Genomic DNA, 12,499 nt, shown 5'->3' with positions numbered 1-12,499 from the left:
GCGTAAATGAAAAGAATTGGTATCATCAGTGACACGCACGCCTATTGGGACGACAAGTACGAGAAGTATTTTGCCGAATGTGACGAGATATGGCATGCTGGTGACATTGGCTCATTGGAAGTGGCACAAAAATTGGCTGCCATCAAGCCGTTAAGGGCTGTTTGTGGCAACTGTGACGGTGGTGACTTGCGACGAATGTACCGTGACAAACTGCGTTTCAAGTGCGAAGATGTGGATGTATTGCTGACGCATATCGGCGGCTATCCTGGCAATTACGCCCCACAAATACGCAGCTTGCTTTTTGCTTCGCCACCTCAATTGTTCGTTTGTGGACACTCGCATATCCTAAAAGTGCAATACGACAAAACACTCAACTTGCTACACATCAATCCCGGTGCGGCAGGCTTACAAGGTTGGCACCGTGAAAGAACGCTGATAAGATTAACCATAGAAGGCAATAAATTCACCGATTGTGAAGTTATTACATTAAGTGATAAAAACCATCATCCATAGCACATAGATGAAAAAAGTACATACCTATTTATTTCACTTTATTGTACTGACAGGCGTGTATTATGGTATACGACTCCTGTTCGATTGGGGTAGTGAATATCATTGGCAAAATTTGATGATTGGGAGTGCCTCGTTTGGATTTATCATGATGTTGTTCAACATCTATTCCGACTATAGAGAACAGAAAAAACGAAAGGAAAAGAATCAGGAATATTTGGAAACTTACGACAAAGTGGTTAAAGACAAAGATGATAAAAAACAAAAAGAAATATGAAAACATACTTAGTGACAGGAGCCGCAGGCTTCATCGGAGCCAACTTCATCAAGTATTTGCTTGACAAAAAGTACAAGAACGAAGACATCAAAGTGATTATACTGGATGCACTGACCTACGCAGGCAATCTGGGTACTATCAAGAATGACATTGACAACAAACGTTGTTTCTTCGTGAAAGGCGACATCAGAGACAGGGCTTTGGCAGACAAGTTGTTTGCTGAACACGATATAGACTTTGTCGTAAACTTTGCTGCTGAGAGTCATGTGGACCGCAGTATCGAGGACCCACAATTGTTTCTTTCTGTGAATATACTTGGTACTCAAAACCTCATGGATGCTGCCCGAAGGGCTTGGGTCACGGGCAAAGATGCACAAGGTTATCCCACTTGGAAAGCCGGCAAGCGCTATCATCAGGTTTCTACCGACGAGGTATATGGCTCATTGGGCGCAGAAGGATACTTTACAGAACAAACTCCGCTGTGTCCGCACAGTCCCTATAGCGCGTCAAAGACCAGTGCCGACATGATTGTCATGGCTTATCGCGACACCTACCGCATGCCCGTGAGCATCACGCGATGCTCTAACAACTACGGTCCTTATCACTTTCCAGAGAAGCTGATACCGCTCATTATCAAAAATATCCTTGAGGGTAAGCAACTTCCTGTATACGGCAAGGGCGACAATGTGCGCGACTGGCTCTATGTAGAAGACCACTGCAAAGCCATTGATATGGTGGTGCGAGAGGGTAAAGAAGGCGAGGTGTACAATGTAGGTGGGCATAACGAGATGAAAAACATCGACATTGTGAAGCTCACCATCAAGACCATTCACGACATGATGCAGCAGGATAAAGACCTGAGAAAGGTGCTGAAGAAGCAAGAGGTGGATGAACAAGGCAACATTAAGATTGATTGGATTAACGACAACTTGATTACTTTTGTTGCTGATAGATTGGGACACGACCAGCGTTACGCCATTGATCCTACAAAGATAAAGAACGATTTGGGATGGTATCCTGAAACCATGTTTGCCGATGGAATCGTGAAAACCATCAAGTGGAACCTACAACATCAGGATTGGATCAACGAGGTAACCTCTGGCGACTACCAAAAATACTACGAACAAATGTACGGTAACCGATAAGAAAAACGAGCAATTGGAAGCGAAAATCATTGACTTAGATAAGATCGTTGACCCCAGAGGAAACCTGACCGTTGCCGAAGGTTGCAAGGATGTACCCTTTGATGTGAAGCGGGTGTACTGGGTATACGACGTGCCAGCAGGCGAAAGTCGTGGCGGGCATGCTCACAAACGGTGCAAAGAGTTTTTAATTGCATTGAGTGGCAGCTTCCATGTAACGCTCGACAACGGCAAGGAAAAGACTTCTATACTGCTGAACCACCCTTATCAAGGCCTGTTTGTCGATACTGATACATGGCGGACGTTAGATGACTTCTCGTCGGGAGCCGTGTGCTTGGTATTGGCATCTGAGCCTTTCGACGAAGAAGATTACATTCGCAATTATCATTCGTTCATGGAATATATCAAGAACAAACCTGATGTTTGAGATAAAACGATATGCACCATCAGACAAGGAGCGTTGGAACAGCTATGTGAGGGAGGCAAAAAATGCCACCTTTCTGCTTGACAGAGCCTATATGGACTATCATCAAGATAGGTTTGCGGATGCTTCACTGCTCTTTTACAAAGAAGACAGGTTGTATGCGTTGTTGCCTGCCCACACCTTAAACGACACCTTATATACACACTTAGGATTGACATACGGCGGTCTTGTCATGGACGATCGGGTGACAGCTTCCGACACGTTGTGCCTTTTCGAGGAACTGAACACATATCTTCGCACACAGCACATCAAGCGAGTGGTGTACCGTCCCACACCTTCTATCTATCACCTGATACCTGCCGAAGAGGATTTGTACGCACTCTTCAAAGTCTGCAACGCCCAATTAGTGGCACGCAACATTTCTTCCGCCATTGATTTGGCACATCCCCTGAAGTGGAGTAGAGACCGAAAATACGGCATTAACCGATGTGCGAGAAATGGCATAGAGATAAAACAGTGTACAGATTTTGCCGCTTTTTGGCAAGTGTTGGATGACAATTTAATGAATAAATACGGTGCGAAACCCGTTCACAGCTTGCAGGAAATAGAGCTGTTGCACCACCGTTTCCCCCATCACATCCAGTTGTATGTGGCATGCAAAGATAACATGGTGTTAGGAGGAACCGTACTTTATCTCACACCCAACGTGGTGCATACGCAATACATCTCGGCATCGCCCGAAGGAAAGCAACTGCGTGTCATCGATGGGCTGTTCCATTTCTTACTCCATCAATCGTGGGACGAACGACAATATTTTGATTTTGGCACGTCTACGCTGCAAGATGGGCACCTGCTCAACGCCTCACTCATCCATCAAAAAGAGGGATTTGGCGGTCGTGCTATATGTTATGACACTTATCAATGGGAGGTATGATACCCTATTTATCTTTACAACGAGTAACCAATGAACACCTGACGGAGATACAACAAGCTGTCAATAAGGTCATTGAGAGTGGTTGGTATCTGCAAGGACAGGCGGTACAAACGTTTGAAAAACAGTATGCCGACTACATTGGCACCCGGCATTGTGTGAGTTGCGCCAACGGACTGGATGCGCTCACACTCATTCTCAAAGCCTATATCGAACTGGGAGTGATGCAGGCTGGCGATGAAATTATCGTGCCTGCCAACACCTACATCGCCACCATCCTATCGATTACGGCCAACCATCTGGTACCCATACTGGTGGAACCACGCATAGACACCCTTGAAATTGACGACAACTTGATAGAGCAGGCTATCACCGATCGCACTCGTGGCATCATGCTGGTACACCTCTATGGACGTTGTGCGTACACAGAAAAGATAGGTCAACTCTGTGAAAAACATCGCCTGAAACTGCTGGAAGACAACGCACAGGCACACGGTTGCCTGTACAGTGAGGGGCACCGCACTGGTTCGTTGGGCGATGCAGCCGCACACAGCTTTTATCCCAGTAAGAACTTGGGCGCACTGGGCGATGCCGGAGCCGTGACAACCTCTGACGCTAAACTGGCCAACGTTATCAGATCCCTGGGCAATTACGGCTCATCACGAAAATATGTCTTTGACTATAAAGGGAGAAACAGCAGAATGGACGAGCTGCAAGCTGCCGTATTGAGCGTAAAACTCAAGTATCTGGATGAGGAAAACGCAAGAAGACAAGAGATAGCCCACTACTATCTCACGCACATTCACAACGCAGAAATCACGCTTCCTTCACACGATTCAACCGGAAACGTGTGGCATGTGTTCCCCGTACTGACCCAACATCCAGACGAACTGCAAGGACACTTAAGCCGCATGGGCATCCAAACCAACATTCACTATCCCATACCTCCACACAAACAGCAGGCATATAAAGAGTGGAACGACCGCTCCTACCCTATTTCCGAAAAGATTCATCACCACGAAGTGAGCATTCCGTTGAACCAAACGCTCACAAATGATGAGGTAAAAACCATTGTCAACGCACTGAACACATATCACTTGAAAAAATAATGGATTGTCCCAAGGCCGCCAATTGACACGGGTTAGAACCAATGATCGAATCAATCATACCACCAAACTTAACTACCCGCAATAAACATAGAACGTGCATTCCCGCTAATTTTTATGCTATAATAACAAAACACTTTGTCATATCATAAAATAATTGTATTTTTACAGACCAATTGTAAAACGATATGAAAAAAGGTTTTTTGGCACTTTTTCTTGTAGCCTTTGCTGCTACCACCTGTTGGGGGCAACGCACTTTTAAGCCCAAATTCGAACGCCAGCCATGGGATACCTACGTGGGAGTAAAAGGTGGCGTCATCTATTCTAATCTGACAGCTTTGCATGGTGAAGCCAAAATCACTGGGATGGGAGGAATATATACCGAAGCCTTCCTTACCAAATCGTTTGCCATCCAAACCGAGTTGACCTTTTCTCATCATGGCAGCCACAATGCCATCTCTTTAGCTTCACCAGAGGCAGGGGCCACATTCGACTATCGATTGAACTATATCAATACCGACTTTATATTCAAGCAATACATCGCTGACAGACTGGGACTATACGCCGGTATCCATACAGCATACGCCGTCACGATGAAATGCAACGGAAAAAGCATCAAAAAAGAATTATACAAGGGTGACTTTACCATTCCCGTGGGTGCCTGCTTCGTATGGCACAACGTGAGTTTGGATGCCCGTTACCAATATCCTTTCAGAAAACTTGCCAAGACTGACAAAGCAAAGGCTATTATGGGAAACAGCAGAAACTCCTCCATCATACTCACGCTTGGCTACAGGTTCAGGGTTTTCTGATGACAATTGTCAAGCGTTGCCTGATTGCCTGCACGCACACACCTATTCTTCTAAGCGCAAACGAGGCAAGGAAAGATGATACCTTACAGCCAAAAATCGGATGACACACACCACCAAGAAGGAAGAAACCACCGTGATACTCACATCCACGTCTAAACTGATGAGGATCCAATAGAGAATGCCGCCTACGATACTGGCCATGGCATAAATTTCTTTTTGAAAAATGATGGGTACATTATTGAGCAACACATCACGTATCACGCCTCCTGCCGAACCCGTCATGCACCCCATGATGATGGCTACCCAAAAGGGAAAATCATAAGCCAATGACTTCTGGATGCCGGCAATGGTAAACAGGGCCAAGCCCAATGTGTCGAATACAAACCAGGTGTTGTCCAACCGCTTCAAAAACTTTGAAAAAACAATGACGAACAGTTGAGCCAATACTGTACAAATGATGTAAATGCTCGACGTCATCCAAAATGGCGTTACCCCAATCATGACATCACGAATGGTTCCGCCACCGATGGCAACGGCGATACCACATACAAAACCACCGAACCAATCAAAATTCTTGGCTGCAGCGTGTCGAATGCCAGATATCGCAAAAGCAAACGTCCCAACAAACTCTATACCCTGCTGTATAGAGTGGACTATTTCCGGATTTTGATAGAACATATTCTTTTAAAACGCACTTAGATGCGATTTTTATTATACTCATCAAAAAGGATTGCAGCAATCTCTTGCGCACCCATCAACAGTTCACTACGTTTTGTGCAGCCCCTTTCAGGAAGCACTTCACGTTGTCCAAGGCAATGTTCATCAGTCTGCTGCGCGCTTCGATGGTAGCCCATGCAATATGAGGAGTGATGAAGGCATTGGGTTGTTTCAGCAATGGATTGTCGGCAGCGGGTGGTTCCGAGCACATCACATCAGCTCCGTAAGCAGCCAACTGGCCACTTTCCAAGGCTGCGGCAACATCAGCTTCGTTGACCAAAGGGCCTCTTCCGGTATTGATCAAGATGGCACCATGCTTCATTTTGCGTAAGTTATCAGCATTAATGAGTTCACGCGTGCGCTCTGACAAAGGGCAATGTAAAGACAGAATGTCACTCACCGAGAACAAGCCGTCAAGGGTTGTCTTCTGGATGCCCGATGGAAGATCAACCGAATTTTTACTGGTATAGGCATATACCTCCATGCCAAACTCACGAGCGATGCGTGCGACCTTCATCCCGATGTTACCCAATCCGACAATTCCCATCGTCTTTCCGGCCAATTCAAGCAAAGGCGTGTCCCAGTAACAGAAATCACTGCGCTTTGACCACTGCCCCTCGCGTGTCTGCTGGGCATAGTGTTCAACCCGGTTCGTGATGGTAAAAATGCTGGCAAATACCATCTGAGCCACACTATATGTACTATACGATGGAATGTTGCACACTGTCACACCATGTTCTTGGGCAGCCTTCACATCGATGTGATTGAAGCCTGTTGCCAACACGCCAATATATTTCAGCTTGGGTAATTGCGCAATGATGTCGGCCTTCATGGACACCTTGTTCACCAAAACAATCTGCGCATCCTTCGCACGTTCTACAACTTCTTCGGCCTTCGTACGTTCGTAAACGGTGAGACGACCCAGCTCTTTGAATCCATCCCACGACAAATCACCGGGATTGGCACAATGACCGTCCAGAACAACAATGTTGACAGTGGGGTTCTTCTCGTTTGTTTCCATAAACATTCTCCTTTCTATGATTCATTTTGCGACGTGGAAGTCTCGTCATAACGCGATCCCCAGCACTGACGCATCCATTGATATAATCTTTCTTCAGCCGCACTATGCTGCGCATGCCACATACGCCTGTTCTTCACAGCATCAGGCAGATATTGTTGTTCGACAAAGTGTCCGGGATAATCATGACTGTACAGATAGCCGTCATGGTAGCCCAATTGCTTCATCAACTGTGTGGGCGCATTGCGCAAGTGCAGGGGAACCGGTAAATTACCCGTTTCCTTGACCAACGCCAGTGCGGCATCGATTCCCAAATAACTGGAATTGCTCTTCGGACTGGCAGCCAAATACACAGCCGCTTCGGCCAGCGGTATCCGTCCTTCGGGCCATCCCAACTTCATGACAGCGTCAAAAGCAGCATTGGCCAGCAATAGCGCATTGGGATTGGCCAGTCCCACATCTTCGGCCGCACTGATGACCAGTCGGCGGGCAATGAATTGTGGATCCTCGCCACCTTCTATCATCCTCGCCATCCAATAGAGCGCCGCATCAGGGTCGCTGCCGCGGATGCTCTTGATGAAGGCCGAAATGATGTCATAATGCATGTCGCCACCTTTGTCGTAAGCTAGTGGGTTTTGTTGCAGCTGAGTTTCAACCAGTTCGTCGGTAATGACCACCTCTTCGGTGGCAGAAGCACCAATCACCAAATCCAAGATATTGAGTAATTTACGGGCATCGCCCCCACTATATCGCAAAATGGCACCCGTTTCTTGCAACGTGATGTGACGCTGTTTGAGTTCTATGTCCTCATGGATGGCGCGACGAAGCAGTTCCAACAGGTCTTCTTTTTCCAAAGACTTGAGCACATACAACTGACACCGCGACAATAAGGGGCGGATGACCTCAAAAGAGGGGTTCTCCGTCGTGGCACCGATGAGCGTGACAATGCCTTTTTCGACCGCTCCCAACAGCGAGTCTTGCTGCGACTTGCTGAACCGGTGAATCTCGTCGATGAACAAAATAGGCGAAGCCGAATTGAAAAAACTGCTGTTCTTGGCCCGTTCAATCACCTCGCGTACATCTTTTACCCCGCTGGTGACGGCACTTAACGTATAGAACGGCGTTTGCAACATGTTGGCAATGAGGTGAGCCAAGGTGGTTTTTCCCACGCCCGGAGGCCCCCACAAGATGAAAGAAGAAATCCTGCCAGCCTCAATCATCTTGCGCAACACGGCACCCTCTCCTACCAAGTGCTGCTGCCCCACATATTCGTCGAGCGTACGAGGACGCATTCTTTCTGCTAAAGGTTCACTCATAATTCATTGTCAACAGACACACATGCTCGAAAATCGTCTTTGGACTGCACATTCAAAGAGCTCTGTGTACATGCAAAGATAATAAAAGTTTCTTGAATCACTGGTGTGCATGGTATTTTTTTACAACTATCCTATCCGCTCTAAGGGCGAATCTATGTGGGAGGAACGAATGGCTGCTTGCGCTGGTACGTCATCGCACTATCCACCTGTCACGGTGTGGTTATTTGTCCGAATAAATGACAAAAAAAGAGCACTTGTAAATTTGTAAAATAGAAAAAAATAATAGGTAAATGAGGTGCATCACACCCTCATTGGAGAACGGAAAATGCCCTGTCTGCACGAACGCATTTAGTTAAGCGGTCAAAAAGCATGCTTTTGCAACATAATAAGCATGTAATTGGACACGAAGAGCATAGCAATAACAGCGTTAAAAGCATCCTTTTACCAGGAAAAGTTAAGGAAAATAGGCGTCACGAAGTTGCATGAAACACAGAACAACTTGTACAACAACAAGATACGTTCTTTGCTGCTGCTTGCGAAATTTGAAAAAATTGGAAGGTTGGTGGAGAATATGCGAAGGATAAAGAGTGGTTTGTCAAGGAAAATGTTTCATCATTTTTGGATGTTTGCTTGCCGATATACTGTGTACAAGTGAGGTTGCTATGATGGGTAATCTATATTTCTATCGCCCCTATACGCATGTTCTTGCTGACAGAAAAAGGATATCGACATACTGGATTTGTATCTTCTTCATAACCCACAAAGTTTGTAATCCCCATGCGGGATTAACACGTTTTTTAGTTTACCTCAAATATTTGCAAAAAAGTTTGTCAATTAAGAATTAAGTATTTATTTTTGCAGCCAAACAAACAGGATAAGACAACACAGTTCTTTGACTGCTACAATCAGCCAACAAATGGATAAACGGCATCTCATAGAAATGGGCACTGGTATCCAAATTGTGGACGTTATTTGCGCAAGCGCATTGCAATTCAATCAAAGATAAATGACCACTAAAAAAATATGAAACAAAAAAACGCTTTATCCCTCAAGACATTGACCAAGAGTAGTGTTTGGGAATTACAGGAAAATGATGTTTTCAGGCTATGGGAAGCGGCTCAGAAAGATGCTGACCTCAAGGATAACATGCGTCATTATCTTGACATTATTAAAAGTGCTTTCGAGACCGAGGAAATCAAAGTTGACAAACCTGAAGTAATCAAGAAATACGAAGAACGAGGCTTTAAGGTGGGTAAACTGCGTACTGACGACGCCTCAAAGCAAAAATGGGCTGTTAAGAAGAAGCCCATCTTACGCGTAACCGACCTTACATACGAGAACATCCGCCACATATCGGCATCAAAACTCATTGAAGTGCTTGACAGAAACTTTGGTGGTGGCTGGGACTCGCTGTCGCAGAGCATTAAAGACATCATTGAAAGTGGCTTTGACATCAGTACGACAACGCTTCCGCAAAACAGACTTCACAACCCTTGTGGCATGTATGAAAAGAAGGTCAACGATGGATTTGAAGTGCTTGAAATTCCAAAAGGATCATGGGTTGAGGCCATTTTTGCAAAGGAAAAGCCAAAAACGGAACTCACTAAAAACAAGCTTTCCAGAGGAAAAGCCACGCTTGATGAAGACTTTAACGAGGAGGATGAAGATTTGCAAGAATTGGAAAACGCAGATGACGGGAAAGACGATGACGACTCTTACGATGACGACAAACTGACGGAAGAAAGCTATCGTACCACTTTCGACACTAATCCGGAAGATTTAGACTTAGAGGCCGCAGATGTTTCGGATGAAGACGAATACTAATGCTGAAAAATCCATATAGACAACAAGGATATATAAATGAGGTAACTGAACAAAAGCCCCGCTAAACATCCCGCGCTTGCACAAGTATTTTACTCTCGGGCGCAACCTACGAGCGTGTGGAAGCACCAGCGAAGAAAGCGGCAAAAAACAAGCCGTCAGATGGCACCTTGGAGGAGAATCCGCAAAATAATTACTTGGCTGAGATGGGCGAAGTCTGTCACAGCGATTGTTGAAAAGAAACAGCAGTTTAGCTATGAGTGTTGAAAACATATTAAGTAGGATTTTAGAAGTCGAACACGGATTTCAACATATCCTTGACGGAGCTGATGAAATCCTTTCGACATACTCAAAGGAACAATGTTTTGAAGTTGCACTCATGTTGTTCGAACATGAAGCCTATCAAGCTCGAATGTTGTCAACAACGATATTGGGCAGATTGGCAACAGAAGATAATAACGCACTTCGTTTTCTGAAAGAGCGAACAAGCACCGACGAGAATTGGCGTGTGCAGGAAATGCTTGCAAAGGCTTTCGATGAAGTCTGCAAACACAGAGGATATGATGTTTCTTTAGCTCTCATTGAAGAATGGCTAAATGATAACAATCCGAATGTTATTCGTGCGGTAACGGAGGGATTGAGGATTTGGACAAGTCGCCCATTCTTCAAAGAGAACCCACCAGTTGCTATTGCGTTAATAAGTAAACACAAGGCACACGAAAGCGAATATCTTCGCAAATCCGTAGGAAATGCCCTGAGAGACATAAGCAAGAAGCATCCCGAATTGATACGGCAAGAAGTTGAGCAGTGGGATTTATCCAATTCTCGAATTATGTTCACTTACAAACTTGCAGCGAAGTTGCTGAAGTGAAGAGTCACAATGAAAAACCAATTCCTTTTTTCGAGCAAAGCTCTTAACAACTTTTCTTCACGACTTCATCACTTCGCCACGATTGAGTTGTGCACGCAAGAGACACACTTGCTTTTACAGAGGCATTCCAAAGAAGGTGCGTCCCATTGTACAAAATTAATTCCAACACTTGCTCACTTTTTCAAACGCAGGGTTAATTCGGTAATGAGAGGGGGAACTATATCTTTTTCTGTTCATCGAAGTTGTAAAAAAACTGCAAAATGAACCTCTCGTCAAGTTCGTGCTATTCAGAATTGAAAGCTATATGCCTATCCCCAATGAATTTCTATTGAGCCAGCATTAGGAATCAGTACACTAATAAACTCTATAGGCTACTCATTCTCAAAAAGAGTGATTTCGAGGGTTTTAAGGATAATCAAATCATAGAATATCAACATAAAATAACTGCTAAACTAATAAAAAGTTGGGATTCAGAACACGACTTGAAACCTTTTACTTAAATTTGCAAACGTAGATGCATTTTGAATTTAAATCTACTCATCTTCAAAAGAAATTTAGATAATTAGCATCCAAAGTAATGGCTACCTTAACAAACAACAGATCAAATAGACAAGCGAGCATAATAGGTTATGTCATCCTATCACTCATATTGTCTTTTTCGACCAACCACATCAATGCCCAATCATCATTCGATGAAAGATATGGATGTCTCAATGTTGTCAACACAACTGTCACCAAAGGAACAGGTGAGTACGGAGACAACACCTTTAGCATGAACTACCAACACGAAAGGTTCATCAACGAACAATGGAGTATCGGAGGTGGCATTGGCTACAATTATCATCACCAATACAGATTGGCGATTGTGCCGGTATTCGCCAGCAGTACATTCTTTTGCACCAATACACGATGTGCACCCTTCGTCAACGTCCGGGTGGGTTCCTATGGGGTCATAAGGAAGGACAACATAGATACAAACACGAAATATTCTACAACTCTCAAAAACACAGATTTCAATCTGTTGATGTCGCCAAGCATCGGCATAAAACTCCACTTATCATCCCACATCGGACTCATGACCTCAATCACGAATGAGAATATCCTTCTTAAGGTCTACAATAACAAGCAAAAAGCATACACTAACGAGATTATCAGTAGCTTAGGCATAAACATCGGATTATTCTTTCAAATCAAAGGTTGGTAATGGCTAATTCAAAGATACAGCCGATGAATCAAGTAAATATTGTATAGGATCATTATGCCAATTAGTCTAATTGGCATAATATCAAAAAAAGCCTCCAAGACAATTCAGTCCTGAAGGCTTCTGTTTGAAAAAAGGCGGCTACCTACTCTCCCGCATTGCATTGCAGTACCATCGGCGCAAGCAGGCTTAACTTCTCTGTTCGGAATGGGAAGAGGTGGAACCCTGCCGCCATAACCACCTGATAAGGGGATGACGTATCGATACAAGCGAATCTAAAGTCATGATTCAATCACAACCGGTAAAACTCAAAGCGCCCAGCTGAAAGAATGGGCCTTGCGGAAAGAAAGTTG

13 protein-coding genes and 1 rRNA gene are annotated in these 12,499 nt (G+C 44.7%); 10 read left to right on the top strand and 4 right to left on the bottom strand.

Annotated elements, in window-relative coordinates; genetic code table 11:
- Positions 1–6 precede the first annotated feature (6 nt).
- The 7 genes from HMPREF1254_RS04710 to HMPREF1254_RS04680 all read left to right on the top strand — a co-directional run bounded on the left by HMPREF1254_RS04710 (position 7) and on the right by HMPREF1254_RS04680 (position 5,202).
- Positions 7–513: a metallophosphoesterase family protein gene (locus HMPREF1254_RS04710; protein WP_004349809.1), complete on the top strand. Its 507-nt coding sequence runs from the start codon at positions 7–9 to the stop codon at positions 511–513.
- Between the two features lie 7 nt (positions 514–520).
- Positions 521–787 carry a hypothetical protein gene (locus HMPREF1254_RS04705; protein WP_023057520.1) on the top strand — a complete coding sequence of 89 codons (267 nt, stop codon included), beginning with the start codon at positions 521–523 and terminating at the stop codon, positions 785–787.
- Positions 784–1,932, top strand: coding sequence for a dTDP-glucose 4,6-dehydratase (gene rfbB, locus HMPREF1254_RS04700; protein ID WP_023057568.1), 1,149 nt, complete (start codon positions 784–786; stop codon positions 1,930–1,932). Before HMPREF1254_RS04705 ends, rfbB begins: the two co-directional genes overlap by 4 nt.
- Before the next feature lie 13 nt (positions 1,933–1,945).
- The gene (locus HMPREF1254_RS04695) at positions 1,946–2,356 is read left to right on the top strand and encodes a sugar 3,4-ketoisomerase (RefSeq protein ID WP_023057548.1); all 411 of its coding nucleotides are present in this window, start codon (positions 1,946–1,948) and stop codon (positions 2,354–2,356) included.
- A complete protein-coding gene (locus HMPREF1254_RS04690) occupies positions 2,349–3,287 on the top strand; it encodes a GNAT family N-acetyltransferase (RefSeq protein WP_023057590.1) in 939 nt (312 codons plus the stop codon). The genes HMPREF1254_RS04695 and HMPREF1254_RS04690 overlap by 8 nt, the downstream gene beginning before the upstream one ends.
- The gene (locus HMPREF1254_RS04685) at positions 3,284–4,393 is read left to right on the top strand and encodes a DegT/DnrJ/EryC1/StrS family aminotransferase (protein WP_023057589.1); all 1,110 of its coding nucleotides are present in this window, start codon (positions 3,284–3,286) and stop codon (positions 4,391–4,393) included. Before HMPREF1254_RS04690 ends, HMPREF1254_RS04685 begins: the two co-directional genes overlap by 4 nt.
- Positions 4,394–4,578: 185 nt before the next feature.
- Positions 4,579–5,202 (top strand): outer membrane beta-barrel protein, encoded by a 624-nt coding sequence (locus HMPREF1254_RS04680; RefSeq protein ID WP_023057585.1) that lies wholly within the window; start codon positions 4,579–4,581, stop codon positions 5,200–5,202.
- Positions 5,203–5,244: 42 nt separating this feature from the next.
- Here the strand turns inward: HMPREF1254_RS04680 and HMPREF1254_RS04675 are convergent, their stop codons facing one another.
- The 3 genes from HMPREF1254_RS04675 to HMPREF1254_RS04665 all read right to left on the bottom strand — a co-directional run bounded on the left by HMPREF1254_RS04675 (position 5,245) and on the right by HMPREF1254_RS04665 (position 8,253).
- Positions 5,245–5,880, bottom strand: coding sequence for a trimeric intracellular cation channel family protein (locus HMPREF1254_RS04675; RefSeq protein WP_023057596.1), 636 nt, complete (start codon positions 5,878–5,880; stop codon positions 5,245–5,247).
- Between the two features lie 76 nt (positions 5,881–5,956).
- Positions 5,957–6,946, bottom strand: coding sequence for a D-2-hydroxyacid dehydrogenase (locus HMPREF1254_RS04670; RefSeq protein WP_023057512.1), 990 nt, complete (start codon positions 6,944–6,946; stop codon positions 5,957–5,959).
- 8 nt (positions 6,947–6,954) lie between these two features.
- A complete protein-coding gene (locus tag HMPREF1254_RS04665; RefSeq protein ID WP_023057578.1) occupies positions 6,955–8,253 on the bottom strand; it encodes a replication-associated recombination protein A in 1,299 nt (432 codons plus the stop codon).
- A 1,023-nt stretch (positions 8,254–9,276) separates the two neighbouring features.
- On the opposite strand from HMPREF1254_RS04665, the gene HMPREF1254_RS04655 reads away from it, so the two are divergent.
- From HMPREF1254_RS04655 to HMPREF1254_RS04645, 3 genes are all read left to right on the top strand, one after another.
- Positions 9,277–10,077: a hypothetical protein gene (locus HMPREF1254_RS04655; RefSeq protein ID WP_023057551.1), complete on the top strand. Its 801-nt coding sequence runs from the start codon at positions 9,277–9,279 to the stop codon at positions 10,075–10,077.
- Between the two features lie 229 nt (positions 10,078–10,306).
- On the top strand, positions 10,307–10,945 hold the full coding sequence (locus tag HMPREF1254_RS04650; RefSeq protein WP_326480570.1) for a DUF2920 family protein: 639 nt from the start codon (positions 10,307–10,309) through the stop codon (positions 10,943–10,945).
- A gap of 577 nt (positions 10,946–11,522) precedes the next feature.
- Positions 11,523–12,149, top strand: coding sequence for a hypothetical protein (locus tag HMPREF1254_RS04645; protein ID WP_155945422.1), 627 nt, complete (start codon positions 11,523–11,525; stop codon positions 12,147–12,149).
- A gap of 129 nt (positions 12,150–12,278) precedes the next feature.
- On the opposite strand, the gene rrf is transcribed toward HMPREF1254_RS04645, so the two are convergent.
- A 5S ribosomal RNA gene (gene rrf / locus HMPREF1254_RS04640) occupies positions 12,279–12,391 on the bottom strand.
- Positions 12,392–12,499: the final 108 nt, after the last annotated feature.

It is taken from the genome of Prevotella sp. BV3P1, from assembly GCF_000479005.1.
Lineage (GTDB): Bacteria > Bacteroidota > Bacteroidia > Bacteroidales > Bacteroidaceae > Prevotella.
The sequence above is the reverse complement of the archived record's forward strand: the minus strand, read 5'-3'. Positions and strand labels throughout refer to the sequence as shown.